This is a genomic window from Halomonas sp. SSL-5 (genome assembly GCF_030708455.1).
GTDB lineage: Bacteria > Pseudomonadota > Gammaproteobacteria > Pseudomonadales > Halomonadaceae > Halomonas.
Genome location: NZ_JAUYWF010000003.1, coordinates 98,153 through 120,354, shown reverse-complemented (window position 1 = coordinate 120,354; position 22,202 = coordinate 98,153). Strand labels below are relative to the sequence as shown.

The window sequence follows — 22,202 nt, the reverse complement described above, 5'->3', positions numbered from 1 at the left end:
CAGCCCCACCTTCAACTGGCCTGCCCGGCAACGACGAAGAGTCGTCCTTCAGAATATCGAAGGCTCGACCTCCAGCCGGGGGGCCCTCAGTAGAGGTGCACCGCCTCGAAGCGGGCACGTGCCTCGCCCTCATCATCGAGGAGCGTCAGGTTTTCAGCCTCGACCTGCCAGCTGGCGATCTCGCCGAGCGCATCGAGAAATTCACGCTCTAGCTCCATCACTTCGCCGGGGCAGGCCATCATGGTGGTGGCCACCTGATCAAAAGTTAACCGATCACCATCGCGTTCATAGTCACCCATCATGCGGTTGCAACCGGTGGAGCCTGCCAGGCGGGCATCCTCGGCATGCAGCACCAGATGCGCCTCGCGCGCCTCATCAATGGTCACCGCCTGGTGCTCACCCACCGTCACCAGCTTCCAGTAGGTATTCTCCAGAGGCTCGTTGGCAGTATCACCACCCGAGGTCGCATCAAAACCGGCGCACCCGGCGAGGGCCAGGGTGCCGACCAGCAGCGCCGCAAGCGAAAACTTCTGTTTCATCAGGTCACTCCATTGCCATTCATGAGCCTTTTCAGACCATCCCACGGCATAAGGTTCCGATGCTTGTGATGGAATATTGAGCCCGCCGCAGGTATCCACCACCTGCACACGATCACGCTTCATCGCTCCCCCTCGATCAAAGCCGGGTCATCCTCCACCGGCTTGTTGACCCGGTTGCTCACCGGCCAGTGAGTCAGCCGCTCGTGCGGGAGGTGGTGAACGAGGTGGCGGATCGTCTCGCGGTCGGTCAGCTCGGGATCGAGCCAGGGCTCCAGGCTCTGCTGATCCAGGATCAGCGGCATGCGCGGGTGGATCGCCTTGGCAACGCCGCGAGCGGGCTCGGTGAGGATGGCGCAGCCGGGCTTGCCGTCCGGGCGGTCGATCCAAATGCCGGCGAACCATAGCGGCTCACCGTCGCCGCGGGTCAGGTAGTGGGGCTGCTTGTGCCCGTCCACAGCCAGCCACTCGTACCAGCCGTCTGCCGGCACCAGGCAGCGGTGATGGGCGAAGGCCCCGCGGAAGTAGGGAGAGGTGGCGACCTTCTCGACGGTGGCGTTGATAGGCTGTGGCGCCTTGTCGTCAGCCCAGTGGGGCCGGTAGCCCCACCACAGCGCATCGAGGCTCAGCTGGCCGCTGTCGTCATGCCGGCGCACCGCCGAAATCCAGGTGCCCGGCGCAACATTGTAGCGGGGCCTCAGCTCACCTTCGGCCAGCGGCAGCTTGAGGGAACGCGCCAGGCTGGGGAAGTCGCTGTAGAGGGCAAACCGGCCACACATGAAGCACCTCTTCAGGTAAGTTGCAGCTCAGATTCAGCAGCGGCGGCACTCACCTGCCGATCCTGCCATTCACCGTAGGTCAGCCCGCTGCCTTCCGCCTTCCATGAGGTGCGCCCATTGGCGCTTCGCCCAGAGACCACCGCGGCCGCGGCACTGGGGCTGCTGAAGCTCTGGTCCTCGTTGAAGATCCGCGTGCCATCGCTTTCCACCAGCACCCCGTCCTCGCAGAGCTGGTTGTAGAGGCTCTGGTAACCGCGCTCGGTGCCGACCCAGCTACCCCGGGCCAGGGAGCCCTTGAAGACATAGAACTCGCCGTCGATCTCCTGCCCGGTGGCGCGAATACCGTGCCGTGGCACCTCAAGGTTGAAGCGGGGCGAAGCCTCGGGCTCGGCAGCCGGAGTCGCTTCGGGCTCTCGCGAAGGGCGGGAGGTCTCGCGCAGGAAATCGAATCCCAGCACCGGCAGCACGGTGCGGATCTGCTCCATGAAGAACGCCATATCGGCGCGGTCCGACTCGGGCAGGTTGATGTACTCGTGGGCGGTGCCATTGATCAGCTTGCAGCGGCCGACCTGGCCGGCGTTCTGGATCAGCAGGCTTTCCAGGTACTTCACGTGGGCCTTGGTGAGGTTCTGGTCCTTGCTGGTGACCAGGCAGACCTTCTCCCAGAAGTCCTTGCCGCCCTTCTCCTCGGGGCGGTTGTGCTGCTTGAGGCGGGTGCCGACGTCGTCGCTCTCGCCGATATAGACCAGCGGGCGAAGGCTGTTGTCGGGGTCGGGGCCAACCAGGAAGTAGATGCCGGTGCGACCGCACTCGGGGCGCTGGACCAGCTCGCTGAGCTTGCTGCGTGGCCCGGTGAGCACGTGACCGGTCCAGTTCATGATCTCGGCGGTGAGTAGGCCATTGGGCGTGCCGTCCACCAAGAAGAGCCGGATGCTGCGTCCTTGCGTCATACCATCTCCGTTTGTGTGGTTTTGTGGGCCGGTGAGCCCGACGGCGGCTGCCACCCACGGACGTCGATCTTGCCAGTAACGGCAGCGGAAATCAGAGCAGAGCGACGCTCTTTCAGGAGAGCAACTATGGAGTTTGCTGAATGAACGAGTTTGTCAAATGCGGAGGACTCCTCATTCAAAAACTTTGATATAGCCAACTGCTCTTTTTTAAGAGGCACTGAAATGAAATAATTTTTTATGGTCGAAACATTAACATGCGGAGAGGTGGCACCAACAACATCCACATCCCCTTGACGATACACATTATCCGAATTCAACTGCCACATAAGGAACTCAGGACACATATCATGTGAGGGAATGAACTGCATCATCCTCTGGCCAAGGCAATATTTATCGTTTTCCGGAACCAATGCAGCATGCCCCCACCTTTCACCCTCTCTACCATAAACAATATCACCACAACCAAGGGTAGACCTTCTTGTTCTTGATTTATACTGCCCTTCGTCGAGACGGTACATGAGCTGTGGATCCAGAACACCATATTCCAGATCCGCTGTTCTTATAACTAAAAAGTCACCATCAAGATCATACACAGGTGTTTCGTGGGGGCAGTCAATTATTCGGTCCGTAACATGCTTCAGCCTTGAGACCTCCCAATGCGCCGGCACCTTGCCCAGCCACTCCACCCCGGAGTCTTTCATCGGCACATCGGGGTCCAGCCCTTTGGTGACGGCATGGGAGATCACCGCCTGGCGCTTCTCCTTGAGCAGCACGATCAAGCGCTGCTGCTCCTCCACCAAGGCGTCGATGCGGGCGGTTTCGTGGTCGAGGAAGGCCTGAATTACAGCTTGTTCCTGATAAGGGGGCCAGGCGATAGTGAAGTTCCGAACAAAATCATCCGGCACACGCTTCTGACCACCGGCGCCGTACATCGATGACTCACCGAGGACCCGAAAAGGCTCGGACGAGACGACCCGATATAAATAGTTACTCGTGGTCAGCCTGGCCTTCGGCCGCATTACGATGAGCTCTGTCGTGCCAAACCCAACGCGATTTTCGAGGCCACGCATGACGGCCCCTTTCCCATTTTCAAAGCAAGGCGTGATCTTCGCTATGGAGACATCGCCCTCCCGAACATAGGTATACCCAGCCAAAACCTCACCTATTGGCCGCATCTGATCAAGTGACAGCGCCCCATCTTCCCCTACAGCTTCCATGGGGATGAAGCTCACAGAGCTCTCCGCGGGCAGTGATCGCACCTCAGATTTGGACGGGTTGAGTTCGGCAACGTACCTCAGGCGTTTCACCTCCCAATGCGCGGGCACCTCCCCCAGCCACTCGACGCCGGAGTCCTTGTATTCGGGGTATTTCGGGAAACTCATGCCCTCACTCCTTCCCTTGTATTCTCTGATACCTCTTGCAGGTAGGGGGCAGCCAGTCCAATGCCAGACACAAAAAACCCGCCAAAGTATGCGTCCGAGAGAGGCATGGCGGGTGTTTCATCCGGCATGTTGCGATGATGGGCCAGCCATGTCAACGGCCAGGATCGCTTGCTAAGCGAGTACAATATATGGCAAGAGCTCACGGCCGCGCCTCCTCTCTTGCGTGTGCAGCATCCAGCCAGAATGCCTGTTGGTCCCAGTCGGGCGGAAAGCCCATGTATGCCACATCCATGATGTGCTGCCCGAGTAGCGTACCTAGCCGTTGCTTCCAGTGATGGCCGGGGCTGATGAGATCTAGGCAGTAGGCCAGCATCACCAATGTGTTGTAGATCTTACGCGGCTCATCGGGATGAAAAAGCGGCACCAGTACAGCCGGTTTTCCGGTGGGTAGCTTCATGGTGACGGTAAAGCGACGGTTCCACACACGGCTATGGTGAGCGCACAAGTTGCGCACATAGGTAAGGTGACGAATAAAGGCCTTCAGTACGCTCTGGTCGAGCCGATAGATCTTGGCAATTCTTGCCCGGTCACTAGGGCGTAATTGGGTAATCCAGCGCGATAGCAGCCCCATCGACATGACCTCACTCACTGCCCAGATCGGCGGTGTCTTGGGTTGCCGGTAGGTGCTTTGGTAGTGCTGGATAAAGATCTCATCGGAGCGTGCCACTTCTTTTTCCAGGCTCGCCAGGTGACGAGCGTGCCAGTCTCCTCGTGTGGCCAGTGCCGCGTCCAGGTAAGAATGTGGCCCGTAGCGGTGGCCCATCTGGTAGGACCATTGGGCACGTACGGAGACTTCTATCCGCTCAATGGCATCCAGAAGAAGTAACCGCAGCTCGCGATCGAAAACATACAGGTTGAGAACGTCGCTGAACCGAGTGCCGGGGCGAAACTGGTGAGTGCCGTGATCGACCTCAAAGAGTAGCCAGTAGGCGGTCAAGCGGTAGTAGTTGAGATGGCTTAGGTAGTGATGCGCCTGCGCATCATCTTCTACCTGCATCCCGCGAGACTTGAGCAGGTCGATTTGCTGCTCGATGGTGGTAGCGGGCTTAGTGAAGTGCATGCACACCCCGCACAAAAAAGTAACCCGCCGGTTTGAGGGTGCTCCGGAGAGCATAGCCTTGGCGGGTATTGTTGCAACCTAGCTTAGGGGGGAACGCCCACTGAGTCAATCTCGGGCCATTGGCCTTCACCCAGGCGACCAGGGGCTGGGGCGAGCTCATGCCGACAGCTCCTCGATCATCTGCTTGATCCGGTCGGTGCAGGCCTTGAGGTCGGCGTCGATCTCCTCCAGCGGGCGCGGTGGGGTGAACTGGTAGAAGTGCCGGTTGAAGGGAATCTCGAAGCCGACGATACCGATGCGGCCGTCCAGTGGATCGCGCTTCTCCTCGTCGATCCAGGCATCGGGGACGTGGGGCTTCACCTCGCGCTCGAAGTAGTCGAATACGGATTCGCCCAGCGGCACGTTCTCATTATCGCGCAGGCCGGTGTCGGGCTCGGGGTTGCCCTTCTTGTCGAGGCAGATGTCGGCCTCGGGGTCCCGCTCGGAGAGGGCGCTGAGGATCGCCTTCTGCACCGGGGCGCCGATCTTGAGACCAGCCGACTTGATCGCGGCCTTGAGCGCCTTGGTGAGGGCGTCACGGTTGGTGAACACCTGCTCCGGGTCCAGGGTGGCGCAGGCGGCCTTGATCACCTCGCGCTCGGCCTCAGCGAGCTTCTGGAGCGGCTTCTCGTCCTCGAGCTTGGCCAGGCGCTCGGGGCTGGCCTGGAAATTGAGGCGCAACGGGCGCTCCACGGTGATGCGCCGGTAGCCGAAGGCCTCCACCGGGAACCGCTTGCTCTCCTCGCTCTCCTGGCAGGCGCCGTAGAGGCGCACGATCTCCTCGATGTCGCGGTCGGCGACGAACTGGCGCTTGCTGCCCAGGGATTTGCGCATCTTGCTGGCCCGGCCGGTGGCGTTGATCAGCTGCACCTGTCCGCGGCGCTCGGCGGGCTTGTGGTTGGAGAGGATCCACACGTAGGTGGCGATGCCGGTGTTGTAGAAGAGGTCGGTGGGCAGCCCGACGATGGCCTCCACCAGGTCGTGCTGCAGCAGATAGCGGCGGATCTCGGACTCCCCGCTGCCGGCGCCGCCGGTGAACAGCGGCGAGCCGTTGAGGATGATGCCGATGCGCGAGCCGCCCTCCTGGCGGGGGCGCATCTTGCTCACCAGGTGCATCAGAAACAGCAGCGAGCCGTCGGAGACCCGCGGCAGGCCGGGTCCGAAGCGCCCGTCGTAGCCCTTGTGGTTATGCTCGTCGGTGATCGCCTTCTGCACCTTCTTCCACTCCACGCCGAAGGGCGGATTGGAGAGCATGAAGTCGAAGCGCTCGCCGGGGAGCTGGTCGTCGGAGAGGGTGTTGCCGAGCTTGATCTGCTCCACCGCCTGGCCCTTGATCAGCATGTCGGCCTTGCAGATGGCGTAGGACTCGGGGTTGAGCTCCTGGCCGTGCAGCGAGACGGTCACCCCCTGGCTGACCTCCTGGATGTACTCGTCGCTCTCGGAGAGGAAGCCCCCCGTGCCCGCCGTCGGGTCGTAGACGGTGACGATGCCGTGGGGACGCAGCTTCTCTTCCTGGCCGGTGAGCACCAGGGAGGTGGTCAGGTGGACGATGTCCCGCGGGGTGAAGTGCTCCCCCGCCGTCTCGTTGGAGCTCTCGGCGAACTTGCGGATCAGCTCCTCGAACACCAGGCCCATGCCGTAGTTGCTCAGCCGCTGCGGGCTCATGTCGATAGAGGCGAAGCGCTGCACCACCTGGTAGAGCAGGTTGCTGGCGCCGAGCTGCTGGACGAAGCCCTCGAACTCGAAGTGCTCGAAGATCTCCCGGGCGTCCTGGCTGAACGACTGCACGTAGCTCATCAGGTCGTCGGCGGTCTGGGTATCGGAGAGCGTGCCCAGGGTCAGCTTTGATGCGTTGAAGAAGGGCTGCTCCGCCGCGCGCAGCAGCAGCTTCTCGCGCACCGCCTCGGGCTTGGCCTGGTGGGCGTGTGCGGCATCGAGCACCGCGGCCTTGGTGGGCTCCAGCACGCACTCCAGGCGCCGCAGCAGGGTGAAAGGCAGGATGATACGGCCGTACTGAGACTGCTTGAAATCGCCGCGCAGCAGGTCTGCCACGGACCAGATGAAGGCCGCCAGCTGAGAGTGACTCTCCGTGTTCACGATGCTTCCCCGCGTTCTTTGGTGCCGATGGGTTGGATGCGGACCATCATACACAGCGAGACGGGGCGAGGCAGACGATCCGCCAGGTGGCATTCTAGCGATCCAGGCGCACAGAGACTTTAGGATAAGTTCATTGAAGAGGGGCACCCGGGTCACTAAGGTGATTTAGGGAGCGAAGCGCTACCCGCGGGCAGACCGCTCACTCACGGAACTTCAGCACCATGGCCACGATCATTCCTGCGCTCACCACCATCTCCCGGATGACCCGTGGCGAACGGCGCTTTGGTCGCCGGCTGGAAAGCCTGCTGGAAGAGGATTATCTCGTCTGGTACGACATCCCTCTGGGGCGTCGGCGCCGCTATCCCGATTTCATCATTCTGCATCCCGCTCGTGGCTTGCTATTTCTCGAAGTCAAGGACTGGAAGATCGAGACCATCCGCTCGATCACGCCCGAAAGCGTCGAGATCGATACTCAGGAGGGGCGCAAGACCGTCAGCAACCCACTGGCGCAGGCTCGCCAGTGCGCCTTTGCCGCCATCGATCAGCTGAAGCGCGACCCTCAGCTTACTCAGACCGATGAGCGCTACCTGGGCAAGCTGTGTTTTCCCTACGGCCATGGTGTGGTCTTTCCCAATATCACCCGGCGGCAGTGGAACCTGGCCGTTCCCGAGGCAGAGCAGGAGGCCCTGCTGCCCGCGCATCGTGTGATCTGCAAGGACGAGATGCTCACCACCACCGACCCGGAGGTGCTCCAGCAGCAGCTCTGGGACATGTTCGACTATCGGTTTGGTGCGCAGCTCAGCGTCCCGCAGATCGACCGAATCCGCTGGCAGCTCTTCCCGGAAGTGCGCATCGATGCTCCCACCCCGGACCTCTTCGATGCCGATGAACCAGCGGAGGATGCGTCGGCGAGCGACTTCGTGCCCGATATTGTCCGGGTGATGGATCTGCATCAGGAGCAGCTGGCCAGAAGCATGGGCGATGGACACCGAGTCATCCATGGCGTCGCCGGCTCCGGAAAGACCCTGATACTCGGCTACCGCTGCCTGCACCTGGCTCAGGCCATCAGCAAGCCGATCCTGGTTCTGTGCTTCAATATCACGCTGGCGGCACGCCTGCGCTGTTTCATCGACGAGAAGGGAATCTCCGAGAAGGTCAAGGTTCACCACTTCCATGAGTGGTGCGGCCTACAGCTGAAGACCTATCACGTCGATCTGCTACCGGGAACACAGCCCGTCTGGGAGCGCCAGGTGGGAAGCGTTATCCAGGCCGTCGATCAGTCACGCATTCCCCGGGCGCAGTACGGTGCGGTGATGATCGACGAAGGCCATGACTTCGAGCAGGCCTGGCTCAAGCTGGTGGTGCAGATGATCGACCCGGACACCAACTCGCTGCTACTGCTCTACGACGATGCCCAGTCCATTTACCAGAAGAGCTCACTGAAATTCCCGCTCTCCTCGGCCGGCGTTCAGGCCCGTGGGCGCACCACCATCCTCAAGCTGAACTACCGGAATACTCGGGAAATTCTGACGTTTGCCTACGATTTCGCCCAGGACTTCCTGAAGGCCCAGGACGCCGATGATGACCATATCCCACTGATTGCCCCTGAAGTCGCCGGGATAAGTGGCCCCAAGCCCGCCTTTCGCCACTTCAGTAACGCCCAGGATGAGGCGCGCTATCTGATGCGCTGCATTCAGACATGGCGTGACCAGGGCAGCGATCTGAACAGCATCGCGGTGGTCTATACCGGCAACTCGCAGGGGCGCCTCGTCCATGATGCCCTACGAGAAGCTGGCATTCCCAGCCGCTGCCTGCAGCACTCTGCCGACAAGCGCAGCTACGACCCACAGGCTGATGAGGTGGTGCTGCTGAGCCGACAGAGCAGCAAGGGGCTGGAGTTCGATACCGTGCTGCTGTGCGGTCTCGGGGCATTGAGTAACGATGAAGAGAGGCTGGCCCAGGAGGCGCGCCTGCTCTATGTCGGCATGACCCGCGCTCGTCACCGTCTGCTGGTGACCAGCTGCAAGGCGAACTGGTACACCCAGCGACTCGTAGCACTCGCCTCGGCATGATCGAGGGCAGCCACCCAAAAGGGCTGCAGCGTTCCATGTGGCAGTGGTGTTGGATTGCGTGCCAATAGCAGCAGGCATGCCTTCGGCCGGGCGCCTGCCGGCGCCATCGCGCAATGAATTGCGCTCCTACCTGGGAAAGCGACAAGTTCTCCGACGGTGCGAAGAGTCAGGCAAGCAGGTTGGTGGGCCCAGCTGGACTCGAACCAGCGACCAAGGGATTATGAGTCCCCTGCTCTAACCAACTGAGCTATAGGCCCTTTCAAGGAAGGTGCGCGAACGCGCCGGCGTATGATAGCGAATGGCGATGAAGGTGGCCATAGCCGGCCGCCCTTGGTTGGCCAAACCACCCGACGAGGCACTTCCTTCGGCGGCCGCGGTCTGCAGGTGGCCTGCCCTTGTGGAGATCGACCGGTGCGACCTTTCCCCCCTTGCCGTTTCGCTGCCATTGGCACTGCCCTGTTCGCCCTGCTGCTGGCCCTGCCGGCAACTGCAGCCTGGGAGCTGGACCCCGCGCGTTCGCGGGTGGCCGCCACCGTGGTGCAGATCGCCCCGACGGGGCCCATTGCCCATCAGCACGAGGTGCGTCGCCTCGCCGGCAGCGCCGAGGCGGATGGCACCCTGCGCCTGCCCCTGCGGCTGGCCCAGAGCGACGTGATCGAGCGCATGGGATCGCTTCCGCCCTGGCTCTCCGGCCTCACCGAGCTGCCCCTGGCTACCGTGACCACCCGCTTCCCGCCCCAGCGCCTGGAGGCGCTGGCCGTGGGCGAGTCGCTGGTGGAGGTGCTCGAGCTCTCGGTGCAGTCCGGCGGCACCACCCACCGCGAACCCCTGGCGGTGCGCTTCACCCGCGAGGCACCCGGCCGGGTGCGGGTCAGCAACGCCGAGCGGGTGGCGCTGGATGGCCGCGAGCTGATGGCCAACCCGACGCTGCGCTCGGTGCTGCTGCTGCTCGGCTACGAGCAGATCGGCGACGAGGTGCCGGTCCTTCTCGACGCCGTGCTGCTGCGGCGCTGAGGCAGGGAAAGGTCAGGTCGCGGAGATCCCGAGCACCGTGTAGGGCGCCTCGCAGGCGTGGCGCTCGTCGCGTTCGTCGACGCTACCCAGGCCGAGGTGGCGGTCGTTGTCGTAGGCGACGAACAGGCGGTCATGGTCCAGCACCGCCAGGCCCTCGGCCTTGTGCTCGAACTCCAGCGGCAGGCCCGCCGGGGTGGTCACCAGGGTCGGGCTCTGGCCGGTTCGGAAATCCTCCAGGCCGATCACCCACAGGTAGCCGCCGATGCGCTCCTCGCCGGCCTCCTCCACCTCGAAGCTGTTCAGCAGGTAGAGCCGCGCGTGGTAGGGGTCATACTCCAGGCTCGAGAGGCCGCAGTCGTAGCGGACCTCGGGATGCTCGCCCGGGTCGAAGGCATAGTGTTCACGCAGCGCATCGAGGAACACCAGGTTACCGCTCTCGCTGATCTCGTAGTGGGCCCCCACCACCCGGCTCACGTAGGCGAAGTCGTCATGGGCCTGGCCCTGCTCGCGCACGCCGAACAGCAGCAGGCCATCGCCCCGCTCGCCGGGGATCGCGGCGAGCCCTTCGATCTTGTAGTAGGGAAAGCCGATGGCAGCGTTCAGCTTGTCGCGCAGTTCCAGCGAGCCCGCCACGCCGTCGCGCGGGTCGGGGTCCACCACCTGCACCCGGTCCGGTTCGCCCAGCGGCCAGATCAGCAAGTGGTTGTAGTCGTTCAGCGCGTGGCTCTCGTCATCGATGCGATCGAAGCCTGTGGTCGCCAGCACGTGGCGGCCATCGGCGGTCAGCGCGAAGTCCTCGTACTTCTCGGCCTGCTTGACCAGCGGCTGGGTAAAGTAGGTCAGCCGGCTGTCGTCGGGCCCCTCGGGGGTGAGGGGCACGGCGAACACCGCCGAGCGCGACTCACCGGGGATCGGCTTGTCGCTGGCCATCAGCAGTCGCTCGCCATCGTAGGCCACCGCCGAGACCTCGGCGTTCACCAGCCGCCCCTTGCCGTCCCTGAGGCCGGCGGGAAAGCAGTGGATGGTGCCCTGCTGCAGGATCTTCGCACTCACCATATCGTCGTCCTCCGGATTGATGGATGCCTCACCCTACTACACGGATCGGCGCTGAGCTTGCTCCCGTCTCGCTGCGCACGGCGCCTACTGCGCTCGGGTTGAGACGACAGCGGGATGCCTTGCGGTGATGCGATCCTTTCGGCCAAGATGCCGGGGCCGCCAACGGCGGCCCTCCCCTGGCCACCCCGAGAGACCTCATGCTCCTGCTGATTGCCTTTGCCACCCTCTCCATCGGCGTTTCCTTCATCTGCTCGCTGCTCGAGGCGGCGCTGCTGTCGATGACGCCGAGCTACGTGGCCCAGGTGCGCGAGACCAACCCCCGGCTGCACGCAAAGCTCAACGACCTGAAGCGCAACATCGACCAGCCGCTGGCGGCGATTCTCACGCTCAACACCATCGCACACACGGTGGGCGCCACCGGCGTCGGCGCCCAGGTCACGGTGGTGTTCGGCGAGGCCTGGCTGGGCATCGCCTCGGCGTTGATGACGCTGCTGATCCTGTTCGTCTCCGAGATCATTCCCAAGACCATCGGCGCCACCTACTGGCGCCAACTCTCGGGCATGCTGGCTTCGACGCTCAACGTGATGGTGTGGAGCCTCAAGCCGTTCATCTGGCTGTCGGAGCAGATCACCCGGCGCATCGGCAAGGACGCCATGGACACCGATATGCGCGGCGAGATCAAGGCGCTGGCGCAGATCGGCCAGGAGGAGAAGGCACTGGACCCCGAAGAGACCCGAGTCATCGTCAACATCCTCAACCTGCACGACATCACCGTGAGGAGCGTGATGACCCCGCGCACCGTCTCGGTGACGGCGCGGGCCGGCATGACGGTAAAGGCGTTCGACGAGGCGTGCGGAGACAGCCCCTTCACCCGCTTCCCGGTGATGGACGGCGGGGAGCAGGCACTGGGCTATGTGCACCGGGCCGACACCTATAACGCCGAGGACGATGTCGATCTCAAGACACTGATGCATCCGGTCAAGACAGTGCAGGACGAGGAGAGCGTCGAACAGGTGTTCATGGCGATGGTGCAGGATCGCCAGCACCTGTGCGTGGTCTATGACGACCACGGCACCTGGATGGGCCTGATCACCCTGGAGGACGTCATCGAGACCATCCTCGGCCAGGAGATCGTCGACGAGACCGATAACGTCGCCAATCTGCGCAAGTACGCCCGCCAGCGCTGGACCAAGAGCCTCAAGAAGACAGAGGAGTAACTGGCCCCCACGCCGCCTCTTTTTGATAACGATTATTGTTTGTATAATGGCGCTTTCCTCAGATCCGGTGGTCTCGCCATGCCCTCCTCCCTGGCCCGGCTCTACGTCGGCCCCCTGCAGCACCTCGCCCCGCCGGCGATCGCGCCGGTGGCGCCCGACGGCATGCCGGCCCGTGAGCTGCTCGACCCGGCCCGGCTGAACGCACTGCTGACGCGTTTTGGCGTCCAGTATGGTCGGGGGGATCGCCGGGCGGTGGCCTCGCTGTGGTCGAAGTGGCACTTCGCCGCCCTGATCGCCCATGGCCTGGCGACCAACCTGCTGCTCGAGCGCGACCTGCCGCTGGGCCTGGACGAGCTTCATCTCGCGCAATCGCCCGAAGGAAAGACCACCGGCCTGGTGCTGCGCCATGCCGGCCGCCCCCTGGCCGAACTCGATCCCCACTCGCGCTTCGCCACCCTGCTCGACGCCCATTTGAGTCCGCTGATCGAGGCCCTGGCCGCGGTCACCGGCGCCTCGCCCAGGGTGTTCTGGAGCAACGCCAGCAACTACCTCGAGCACTTCTCCGGCGCACTGGCCGACCATCCCATGGCCTCGCCGGACGTGAGCGAGCCCGCGAAGGCGCTGATGGCGAGCCCCACGCTGCCCGACGGCCGTCGCAACCCGCTCCATCGCCCGGTGCGCTACGTCGAGGACGAGGACGGCGCCCCCCGGCGGGTGCGTCGCCTGTGCTGCATCCGCTACCTGATCGATGAGCTGGGGGTCTGCGGCAACTGCCCGCTGGCCTGCCGAGGCCGGGCCCGTGCCGCCGAAACGTGCTGACCGCCTCACCAGCGCCAGGGCCCACCCCGTTGCCGGGGTGGGCCCTGGTGGCATGCCGTTTACGACGAATAAGGATCAGTAGCGCCAGGTCAGGTTGGCCATGACGTGACGCGGTGCGCCGTGGAAGGCCTGGTCCCACTTGAGGCTGGTCAGGTACTCCTCGTCGGTGACGTTGTTGACGTTCAGCGAGCCGGTCAGGCTGTCGCTGAAGTCGTAGCTCGCCATCAGGTCGACCAGGGCATAGGCCTCCTGGCGCGTCTTGCCATCCGCCAGGTCGCGGTCGCGCTCGATCTCATCCTGCCAGCGCAGCCGTGCCCCCACCTTAAGGGCATCCAGGGATGCCGGCCGATAGCTGGTGGTGGCGCGCACCAGGTGGCGCGGGATGTAGGTGTTGGTGGCGTCGCCCTCGGCGTCCTCGACCTCCAGGTAGGTATAGCCGACGCTGGCCTGCCAGCCCGGGGCCAGCTCGCCGGCGAGCGTCGCCTCTACCCCTTCGCTGGTGATGCCGTCCCCGCCCGTATAGAAAGCGGTACCATCCGGCCGGGTACCCGCCGGCTGGGCCACGTTGTCCTGCTCGGTGCGGAACAGCGCCAGCGAGGCATCGGCGCCGCCGTCGAACAGTTCGGCCTTGAGCCCGACCTCCTGGCTCGCCCCGTCGACGGGGTCGAGGTAGTCGCCGTTGCGGTCGATGGCGGTCTGGGGCTGGAAGATCTCGGTATAGCTGGCGTAGAGGGACGCCCGGTCGGTAACGTCATAGATCAGGCCGGCATAGGGCGTCAGCACCCGGTCGTGGTCGCTCGCCTGGGAGACCCCGTACTGCTCGCCGGTGGTGTCGGCCCAGCTCAGCCGGGCACCCGCCACCGCGGTCCAGCGCTCGGCGAGGTCCAGCTTGGCGGCCCCGTAAAGGCTGCGCTCCTTGACCGTGGCATCGCCGTCGGTGCCGGGGAAGGCCACCCAGGCGTCGGGCTCGGGGTAGCGGCCGTTCCAGTCGTCCAGCGGCGGGAGCCCCTGCCCGCCCGCGTCGAAGTCCGCCGTGGGATAGCGAGACTCCTGCTGGTTGCGGCTCTGGCTCCAGTCCGTGCCTAGAACCAGCTGATGGCTGCGCCCGAAGGCCTCGATGTCGCCCTTGGCATGCAGGTCGGCCACCCACTGCTCGAGGTGGCGGTCATACTGGCTGAGGGTCAGCTGCTCCTCGGCGATGCGCCCCGTCGTGGCATCGGGCGACCCGTAGATATACAACAGCTGGGTATCGGAGAGCATGTCCAGGTGGGTGAGCGTGCCCTTCAGCGACCAGCGATCGCCGAGGGCCTGCTGCACCTCGAGGAAGCTGCGGTGGGTCTCCACGTCCCAGTAGGACCAGTCGGGCGCCGAGGAGGTCGCGACATCGTAGTCGGTGGGGTTGCCGACCGAGTCATAGAGCGGCAGCGAGCCCCACATGTTGCCGTCGGTGTCGTTCTGCTGCCAGGTGTGACCGAGGGTCACCAGGGTGCTGTCGCTGACATCGGCCTCCAGCACGCCATAGAGCAGCCCCCGCTCGCGGCTCAGCCGGTCGAGGTAGGAGTCGCTCTGCATCCCCGCCGCCACCAGGCGCCCGCGAATGCGCCCCGCATCGTCCAGGGGCCCGGCCACATCGGCCTCCAGGCGCCGCTGGTCCCAGGCGCCGACGCTCGCCGACACCGAGGCCTGGGGCACATAGGTGGGTCGCTTGCGCACGAAGTTGACCGTCGCCGCGGGATTACCCGAGCCAGACATCAGCCCGGTGGCGCCGCGCACCACCTCGACCCGGTCGTAGATCGCGGTGTCCACATCGCCATGCACGTTGTTGTAGGGCATCGGCACGCGCACCCCGTCGACCTGGAAGTTGGAGATCTCGAAGCCCCGCGCCGTGTAGTAGGTGCGGTCCGTCTCGAGGCGCTCCACCGTGACCCCGGGCGTGCTCTCCAGGATGTCGTTGGTGGTGTCCAGGTTGAAGTCGTCGATCTGGGCCCGGGTCACGGTCGACACGGACTGAGGCGTCTCGCGGGGCGTCAGGTCGAGCCGGGTCGCGGTGCTGGTGAGCGGCACCCGGTAACGCTCCGTGCCCTCGGTGATGACCGACAGGGCCTCGGCCTCGACGGTCAGTGTCTCGAGTGCCTCGGCGGGTTCGGTTTCCTGGGCCAGCAGGGAAGGCGAGCAGAACAGGAAGGCACCGGCGGTGGCCAGGCCAAGGGCCCGGCGAACGGCCTGGGCCAGGGGGTCGATCCCGAACGGGTGGGCGGCAGTCTGGAACATGGGTGAGCAAGCCTTGGGTTCTTGTGTGCGAATTGAACGCGCATGGTAATCACTATCATTTATGCGAACAAGTAGGAATTTTTCGCATCTCGAGTGGTGCTCATGGCCAGAACCTTATTGATACGCATTTTCAACATGGGTAAGGTAGCGCCCATCGCCCGCCCCGCCCGGGGCCCGCCGAAGGAGCGTCCTGCATGTTCGAACTGCGCGGAGCCGGTTTCGCCATCGCCGACCGGCCACTGCTCGCCGCCACCGACCTCACTCTCGAGGGCGGCCGGGTGCATGGCCTGATCGGTCATAATGGCTCGGGCAAGTCGACCCTGCTCAAGCTGCTGGCCCGCCAGCAGCCGGTGAGCCAGGGCGAGCTGCACTTCACCGGCCGGCCCCTCTCCCGCTGGGGCCAGCGCGAGTTCGCCCGCCGGGTGGCCTACCTGCCCCAGCAGCTGCCCGCTACCGAGAACCTGCTCGGCCGCGAGCTGGTGGCCATGGGCCGTTACCCCTGGCGCGGCCTGCTGGGCCGGCACACCCGCGAGGACGAGGCGGCCATCGACCGCGCCATCGCCGCCACCCACACCGAGGCCTTCGCCGACCGCCTGGTCGACACCCTCTCCGGCGGCGAACGCCAGCGCGTCTGGCTGGCCATGCTGCTGGCCCAGGGCAGCGATTTCCTGCTCCTCGACGAGCCCCTCGCCGCGCTGGACATCGCCCACCAGGTGGAGGTGCTGGCGCTGATCCGCCGGCTCAGTCAGACGCTGGGGCTCGGCGTGGTGATCGTGCTGCACGACGTCAACATGGCGGCGCGCTACTGCGACCACCTGGTCGCCCTGCATGGCGGGCGCGTGCTGACCCGGGGCACCCCGGCCGAGCTGATGGACGAGGCCACCCTGGAGGCGATCTACGGCATCCCCATGCGGGTGATGGCGCATCCCACCGGCCAGCATCCCGTCGCCCTGGTCCATGCCTGACGTGCCCGCCCGGCTGCTCCGCGGACTCGTGCCTGTGCTGCTGGCCCTGGCACTCGTGCCGATGCCGCGCGCCCTGGCCCAGCCGGCCGTCGCCACCCTCGACTGGACCCTGGCCGAGACCCTGGTGGCACTGGGCGCCACGCCGGCCGGCGTCGCTCAGGTCGACGCCTACCAGGCCTGGGTCGGCGCCCCGCGCCTGCCTGCTGCCACCGTCGATCTCGGCCTGCGCAGCCAGCCCAACCTGGAGCTGCTGGCGAGCCTGGCACCCGAGCGCATCCTGATCTCGCCGATGTTCGCCAACCTGGCGCCGCGTCTGTCGCGCATCGCCCCGGTAACGACCCTGCCGTTCTACTCCCCGGGCCGCGAGACCTGGCCCCAGCTGCTTGAGCTGACCCGCAAGGTCGGTCGCCTGGCGTCGCGGGAGGCGGCCGCCGAGCGGCTGATCGCCGAGACGGAGACGCGCCTCGCGGCCCAGCGGCAGCGGCTACCCGCGCGGGTGCCGCCGCTGCTGGTGGTGCAGTTCATGGACGAGCGCCACGTCCGGGTGTTCGGCGCGGGCGGCCTCTACCAGGCCGTGCTGGCCCGCCTGGGGCTGGAGAACGCCTGGCGCGGCGAGACCAACGCCTGGGGCTTCTCGCTGGTGGGCCTGGAGCAGCTGGTGGGGCTGGAGGCCCGCCTGGTAGTGGTCGAACCCTACCCGGTGGGCGTCGAGGCCGCTCTGGACGACAGCGGCCTCTGGCAGCAGCAGCCCAGCGTGCGCAACGAATCCCTGATCACCCTGCCCCCGGTATGGAGCTTCGGCGCCTTGCCCTCGGCGCAGCGCTTCGCCGAGCACCTGGTGGCCGCCCTGGAGGAGGCACCCCATGACGACTGAGGCCGCTCGCCGCCACGCCCCTGCCCTGGTCTGCCTGCTGCCGGGCCTGGCGCTGCTGGCCCTGGTGCTGGGATCGCTCGCCGAGGAGGGGCTGTTCGATGGCCTGCGCGCGCTGACCACCGTGACGCCGGCAAGCGCCGAGGCGCTGGTGCGCCACTACAGCTGGTGGCCGCGCCTGGCCATGGCGCTGATGGCCGGCGGCGGGCTGGCCCTGGCCGGGGTGCTGATGCAGCAGGTGCTGCGCAATCCGCTGGCCGCCCCCACCACCCTGGGGGTGGCCAGCGGCGCCAACCTGGCGCTGATGGCCGCCACCCTGCTCGCCCCCGGCCTGCTGCTGGTCGGGCGTGAATGGGTGGCCCTGGCCGGCGGCGCCGGTGCCATGGCGCTGGTCTTCGCCCTGACCTGGCGCCGCGGGCTCTCCCCCGCGGTGGTGGTCCTCGCCGGCCTGGTGGTCAACCTCTACGCCGGGGCGCTGGGCATGGTGCTGCTGCTCTTCCACCAGGAGACCCTCAAGGGGCTGCTGATCTGGGGCGCGGGGTCGCTTTCCCAGAACGGCTGGCATGACGCCGCCTTCCTGGCCCCGCGGCTGCTGCTGGGCGCCCTGGCGGCCTGGCTGCTGCTGCGACCGTTGACGGTGCTCGAACTCGACGACGCCAGCGCCAGGAGCCTCGGCGTCTCGCTGAAGCACCTGCGCCTGGCGGGGCTGGGGCTGGCGGTCTTCCTCACCGGCTGCGTGGTCAGCGTGGTGGGGGTGATCGGCTTCATCGGCCTGGCGGCGCCCAATATCGTGCGCCTGGCCGGGGCGCGCCGCCTGGGGGCGCGGCTGGTCTGGTCGACGCTGCTCGGCGCCCTGCTGCTGGCCACCACCGACCTGCTGCTGCAGCGCTTCGCCGGCAGCCTGCCCACCCTGCTTCCCACCGGGGCCACCACGGCCGCCCTGGGGGCGCCGCTGCTGCTGTGGCTGATCCCCCGGCTGCGCCTGGAAGCCGGCCGCCCGCCCGCCAACCCCACGGCCCTGGCCCCGCGCCACCCCGCCCCCGGACGCCTGGCCGCGGGACTGGCCCTGGGCCTTGTCGTCGCCCTGCTGCTCGCCCTGCTGGTGGGCCAGGCGGCCGACGGCTGGTTCGCCACTGTTGAGGAGGCGGTGCTTGAGTGGCGCTGGCCGCGGCTGCTGGCCGCCGCGGCCAGCGGGGTGATGCTGGCGGTCGCCGGCACCCTGATCCAGCGCCTCACCGCCAATCCCATGGCCAGCCCCGAGGTGCTCGGCATCAGCGGCGGCAGCGCCATCGCCCTGATCGCGGCGCTCTTCCTGCTGCCCGCCCCCGACAACCTGGTCCTGGTCGCCGCCGGCACCCTGGGGGCGCTGGCAAGCCTCGCCGTGCTGGTCGTGCTCAACCGGCGCAGCGGCTTCATGCCCGAACGGCTGCTGCTCAGCGGCGTGGCGATCACCGCGCTGTTCGACGCCGTGCGCGCCATCGTGCTGGCCGGCGGCGACCCACGCGGCCAGCAGGTGATCGCCTGGCTCTCGGGCTCCACCTACTACGTCGATCCCGTCAGCGCGACAGTGGTGGCGGGCCTCGCCGTGGCGCTGGCCCTGGCGGCACGCCCCTTCGCCCGCTGGCTGGATATCCTGCCGCTGGGGGCGGCCACGTCCGCGGCCCTGGGAATCAGGGTCGCGCGGGCCCGGCTGGCGTTGCTGCTGCTGGTCGCGCTGCTGACCGCCTGCGCCACCCTGGTGGTGGGCCCGCTCTCCTTCGTCGGCCTGCTGGCCCCCCATATGGCCCGGCTGGCGGGCTTCTCCCGGGCCCGGGCCCACCTGCTGGGGGCCGCGCTGATCGGCGCCCTGCTGATGGTGCTGGCGGACTGGCTGGGCCGCCAGCTGCTGTTCCCCGCGGAGATCCCCGCCGGCCTGGTGGCCTCGCTGCTGGGCGGCGCCTACTTCATGTGGGGCCTGCGGCGCCGGTGACCGCGACACTCGCCACTCGACGCCGGGCATGACGGCAAGGCGCTCTCCTTCACAGCGACCAGCCCCGCCGCTACCGCCGGCCTAACGGTCGGGAATCAGCCGGCCCGGCACGAAGCGCAGGAAGGCCAGCATGCCGAAGAGTTCCACCAGCGACTGGAAGACGACAACCACCACCGCGGCCTGCCAGCCCTGTGGCAGCGCCAGGGCGATGGGCAGCACGACAAAGGAGTTACGGGTGCCGAGACTGAAGGTCAGGGTCCTGGCCGCCGGCGGCGAAAGCCCGAAGAGCCGCCCCAGCGCCAGCCCCAGCAGTGCCGCCAGCGCCAGGTAGCCGACGAAGAGCGGCAGCACCTGCAGCAACACCCCGCTCACCCCTTCCATGCCGGCAACCTGAGTCGCCGCTACCAGTAGCAGCACCGCGGCGAGCAGCGGCACGGGCAGCCAGCCCAGGCCCGCCACCAGGCGGCGGACGGCGGGATGGCGTCTGGCCAGGCGCTCGGTCAGCCAGGCCGCCGCCAGCGGGGCGAGGATCAGCCCGACGAAGGCGGCGAGCAGCGGCCCGCCGATGGCGACCCGGGCCCACTCCGTGCCCAGAAAGAGCCAGAGGTAGGCCGGCAGGGCCACCAGCTGTACCAGCAGCAGCAGGGGTGTGGCGGCGATGGCCCGGGCCGCATCCCCCTTGCCCAGATGGGTGAAGCTGATAAACCAGTCGGTGCAGGGCACCAGCAGCACCAGCAGCACGCCGAGCTTTACGGCAGGCGCCAGCGGCAGGGCCACCACCAGGCTGCCCACGATCAGCGGCAGGAGCAGGAAGTTGCCCGCCAACAGGGCCGCGCCGAAGCGCCAGTCCTGCGCCGCCAGGCCGAGCCGCCCGAGTGGCACCTGGGTGAAGGTGGCGTAGAGCAGCAGGCCGAGCAGCGGCCAGAGGCCGCCTTCCAGGCTGGCGGCGGCCGCGGGGCGGGTCAGCCCCAGGCCGAGCCCGACCAGGATCGCCGCCAGGTAGCACCACACCTGGTGGCGCTCCAGCGCCTCACGCATCCGTGGCCTGGCCCTCGACGGCATCTGCCGACAGCGCCCCGGTCTGCACCCGCCACTGGGCGGCGTAGCGCCCGTCGGCCTCGAGCAGGCTCTGGTGGGTGCCACGCTCGGTGACCCGCCCGCCCTCGATCACCACGATCTCGTCGGCGTGGACGATGGTGGAGAGGCGGTGGGCGATCATGATCACGGTGCGGCCGTGGCCGATGCGGCGCAGGGAGCGCTGGATGGCGGCCTCGGTCTCGTTGTCCACGGCGCTGGTGGCCTCGTCCAGCACCAGGATGGCCGGGTCCTTGAGCAGCGCCCGGGCCAACGAGAGGCGCTGGCGCTGGCCACCGGAGAGGCGAATACCACGCTCGCCCACCGGGGTGTCGAGCCCCTGGGGCAACGCCCGGATGAATTCCCAGGCCTCGGCGGTCCTGGCCGCCTCGACGATGGCGTCCTCCGCGGCGTCCGGTTTCCCGTAGGCGATATTGTCACGCACGCTGCCCTCGAACAGGTAGACGTCCTGGCTGACCAGGCCGATGGCGCCGCGCAGGGAGGCGAGGCTCACCTCACCGATGGGCTGGCCGTCGATCAGCACCCGCCCGGCGCCGGGGTCGTAGAAGCGCAGCAGCAGCTTGATCAGGGTCGACTTGCCGGAGCCGGTGGCGCCCACCAGGGCCAGGGTGTGGCCGGCGGGCACATGCAGGCTGACGTCATCCACACCGACGTCGCTCGCCGCATAGCGGAAGCCGACGCCCTCGAAGCTCACCTCGCCCCGCAGCGGCTCGGCCAGTGGCGCGTCATGGTTGTCACGCACGGTGATCGGCACCGCCAGCAGGTCGAGGATGCGTCGGGTGCTGGCCATGGCGCGCTCGAAGAGGTCGATCACCTCGGCCAGGCCGGTCAGCGGCCACAGCAGGCGCTGGGTGAGGAACACCAGCACCCCGTAGGCGCCCACGTTGAGGTCGCCGCGCAGGGCGAGCATGCCGCCCACGGTGAAGGTGGCCAGGAAACCGGCCAGGATCGCCATGCGGATCACCGGGATAAAGGCGGAGCTCACCTGGATGGCGCGGCGGTTGGCCTCTACGTAGGCCTCGCTCACCTCGCGTAACCGCGCCGCCTCCCGGGCCTCGCTGGTGAAGCTCTTGATGGTGGCGATGCCGGCCAGGTTGTTGGAGAGCCGGCTGGCCAGATCGCCCACCTTCTCGCGCACGTCGGCATAGAGCGGGCCGGCCTTGCGCTGGAAGTAGAAGGCGCCCCAGATAATCAGAGGAATGGGCGTGAAGGCGAGCAGCGCGATCAAGGGCGAGATGACGAAGAACACTGCCCCCACCGCCACCACGGTGACCCCCACCTGGATCAGCGAGTTGGCGCCGCCATCGAGGAAGCGCTCCAGCTGGTTGACGTCGTCGTTCATGGTGGCCACCAGCTGCCCCGAGCTCCTCGACTCGAAGTAGGCCATGTCCAGGCGCTGGGCGTGCTCGTAGGTGTCCAGGCGCATGTCGGCCTGGAGGCGCTGGGCGAGGTTGCGCCACAGGATCTTGTAGAGGTACTCGAAGATCGATTCGCCGGCCCAGATGAAGAAGGTCAGCACGGCGAGCATCAGGATCTGCTCCTGGGCCGAGGTGAAGCCCAGGCGCGCCACGAAGCTCGCCTCCTGGTTGACCACCACGTCGATGGCCACGCCGATCAGGATCTCCGGGGCGATATCGAACAGCTTGTTGATGATCGAGCAGGCGCTGGCGGCGATGATGCGCCGCCGGTAGCCGCGGGCGTAGCGCAGCAGGCGCACCAACGCCTGGAAGCTGTTGGGTGAGGCCAAGGTGGCCGAGGTGGCAGTGCTCATGGAGTGTCCTTGTGGTTGGCCCGGGCAGCATAGCGACGCGCACCGGCTCGCTCCAGCGCGCCCGGCCCCGAGGGTCGAGGCGGCAGGCCGGCGCCTCAATGGTAGGCGGCGAACAAATTTATGAGAAATACTATCATTCGCTCCTTATTGTCGGCTAGAATCCTTGCGCTTTTGATAAT

17 protein-coding genes and 1 tRNA gene are annotated in these 22,202 nt (G+C 66.5%); 7 read left to right on the top strand and 11 right to left on the bottom strand.

Annotated features, from left to right (window positions below; genetic code table 11):
• Positions 1–86: 86 nt before the first annotated feature.
• From RAN53_RS04175 to RAN53_RS04150, 6 genes are all read right to left on the bottom strand, one after another.
• Positions 87–662 carry an META domain-containing protein gene (locus RAN53_RS04175; RefSeq protein WP_305795556.1) on the bottom strand — a complete coding sequence of 192 codons (576 nt, stop codon included), beginning with the start codon at positions 660–662 and terminating at the stop codon, positions 87–89.
• A complete protein-coding gene (locus RAN53_RS04170) occupies positions 659–1,315 on the bottom strand; it encodes an SOS response-associated peptidase (protein ID WP_305795555.1) in 657 nt (218 codons plus the stop codon). The genes RAN53_RS04175 and RAN53_RS04170 overlap by 4 nt, the downstream gene beginning before the upstream one ends.
• 11 nt (positions 1,316–1,326) lie before the next feature.
• Positions 1,327–2,265 carry a GIY-YIG nuclease family protein gene (locus RAN53_RS04165; protein WP_305795554.1) on the bottom strand — a complete coding sequence of 313 codons (939 nt, stop codon included), beginning with the start codon at positions 2,263–2,265 and terminating at the stop codon, positions 1,327–1,329.
• Positions 2,262–3,647 (bottom strand): restriction endonuclease subunit S, encoded by a 1,386-nt coding sequence (locus tag RAN53_RS04160; protein WP_305795553.1) that lies wholly within the window; start codon positions 3,645–3,647, stop codon positions 2,262–2,264. The genes RAN53_RS04165 and RAN53_RS04160 overlap by 4 nt, the downstream gene beginning before the upstream one ends.
• Before the next feature lie 199 nt (positions 3,648–3,846).
• The gene (locus RAN53_RS04155) at positions 3,847–4,767 is read right to left on the bottom strand and encodes an Abi family protein (protein ID WP_305795552.1); all 921 of its coding nucleotides are present in this window, start codon (positions 4,765–4,767) and stop codon (positions 3,847–3,849) included.
• 156 nt (positions 4,768–4,923) lie between these two features.
• The gene (locus RAN53_RS04150) at positions 4,924–6,903 is read right to left on the bottom strand and encodes a type I restriction-modification system subunit M (RefSeq protein ID WP_305795551.1); all 1,980 of its coding nucleotides are present in this window, start codon (positions 6,901–6,903) and stop codon (positions 4,924–4,926) included.
• Positions 6,904–7,124: 221 nt separating this feature from the next.
• Here RAN53_RS04150 and RAN53_RS04145 point away from each other — a divergent pair, with 221 nt between their 5' ends.
• The gene (locus tag RAN53_RS04145; RefSeq protein ID WP_305795550.1) at positions 7,125–8,975 is read left to right on the top strand and encodes a 3'-5' exonuclease; all 1,851 of its coding nucleotides are present in this window, start codon (positions 7,125–7,127) and stop codon (positions 8,973–8,975) included.
• Positions 8,976–9,155: 180 nt separating this feature from the next.
• On the opposite strand, the gene RAN53_RS04140 is transcribed toward RAN53_RS04145, so the two are convergent.
• Positions 9,156–9,232: transfer RNA gene (locus RAN53_RS04140), tRNA-Ile, on the bottom strand.
• A gap of 154 nt (positions 9,233–9,386) precedes the next feature.
• On the opposite strand from RAN53_RS04140, the gene RAN53_RS04135 reads away from it, so the two are divergent.
• Positions 9,387–9,989, top strand: a complete 603-nt coding sequence (locus RAN53_RS04135) for a hypothetical protein (RefSeq protein ID WP_305795549.1) — start codon at positions 9,387–9,389, stop codon at positions 9,987–9,989.
• 12 nt (positions 9,990–10,001) lie between these two features.
• Here RAN53_RS04135 and RAN53_RS04130 read toward each other — a convergent pair whose 3' ends face one another.
• The gene (locus RAN53_RS04130) at positions 10,002–11,045 is read right to left on the bottom strand and encodes a hypothetical protein (protein WP_305795548.1); all 1,044 of its coding nucleotides are present in this window, start codon (positions 11,043–11,045) and stop codon (positions 10,002–10,004) included.
• Positions 11,046–11,242: 197 nt separating this feature from the next.
• Between RAN53_RS04130 and RAN53_RS04125 the strand changes: the two genes are divergently transcribed.
• Positions 11,243–12,262: a CNNM domain-containing protein gene (locus RAN53_RS04125; protein WP_305795547.1), complete on the top strand. Its 1,020-nt coding sequence runs from the start codon at positions 11,243–11,245 to the stop codon at positions 12,260–12,262.
• 78 nt (positions 12,263–12,340) lie between these two features.
• The gene (gene fhuF, locus RAN53_RS04120; RefSeq protein ID WP_305795546.1) at positions 12,341–13,081 is read left to right on the top strand and encodes a siderophore-iron reductase FhuF; all 741 of its coding nucleotides are present in this window, start codon (positions 12,341–12,343) and stop codon (positions 13,079–13,081) included.
• A 75-nt stretch (positions 13,082–13,156) separates the two neighbouring features.
• Here fhuF and RAN53_RS04115 read toward each other — a convergent pair whose 3' ends face one another.
• Entirely contained in the window at positions 13,157–15,352 is a 2,196-nt protein-coding gene (locus RAN53_RS04115; RefSeq protein ID WP_305795545.1) for a TonB-dependent siderophore receptor, read from the bottom strand.
• A 194-nt stretch (positions 15,353–15,546) separates the two neighbouring features.
• Here RAN53_RS04115 and RAN53_RS04110 point away from each other — a divergent pair, with 194 nt between their 5' ends.
• Genes RAN53_RS04110 through fhuB form a run of 3 tightly spaced genes read left to right on the top strand, consistent with a single transcriptional unit; the run spans position 15,547 to position 19,157 of the window.
• Positions 15,547–16,317: an ABC transporter ATP-binding protein gene (locus tag RAN53_RS04110; RefSeq protein WP_305795544.1), complete on the top strand. Its 771-nt coding sequence runs from the start codon at positions 15,547–15,549 to the stop codon at positions 16,315–16,317.
• Positions 16,310–17,191, top strand: coding sequence for an ABC transporter substrate-binding protein (locus RAN53_RS04105; protein WP_414842955.1), 882 nt, complete (start codon positions 16,310–16,312; stop codon positions 17,189–17,191). Before RAN53_RS04110 ends, RAN53_RS04105 begins: the two co-directional genes overlap by 8 nt.
• Positions 17,181–19,157 (top strand): Fe(3+)-hydroxamate ABC transporter permease FhuB, encoded by a 1,977-nt coding sequence (fhuB, locus tag RAN53_RS04100; RefSeq protein WP_305795543.1) that lies wholly within the window; start codon positions 17,181–17,183, stop codon positions 19,155–19,157. The genes RAN53_RS04105 and fhuB overlap by 11 nt, the downstream gene beginning before the upstream one ends.
• A gap of 81 nt (positions 19,158–19,238) precedes the next feature.
• Here fhuB and RAN53_RS04095 read toward each other — a convergent pair whose 3' ends face one another.
• Together RAN53_RS04095 and RAN53_RS04090 are read right to left on the bottom strand one after the other, a co-directional pair.
• Positions 19,239–20,195: an arsenic resistance protein gene (locus RAN53_RS04095; RefSeq protein WP_305795542.1), complete on the bottom strand. Its 957-nt coding sequence runs from the start codon at positions 20,193–20,195 to the stop codon at positions 19,239–19,241.
• Positions 20,188–22,023, bottom strand: a complete 1,836-nt coding sequence (locus RAN53_RS04090; protein WP_305795541.1) for an ABC transporter ATP-binding protein — start codon at positions 22,021–22,023, stop codon at positions 20,188–20,190. The genes RAN53_RS04095 and RAN53_RS04090 overlap by 8 nt, the downstream gene beginning before the upstream one ends.
• Between the last annotated feature and the right edge of the window lie 179 nt (positions 22,024–22,202).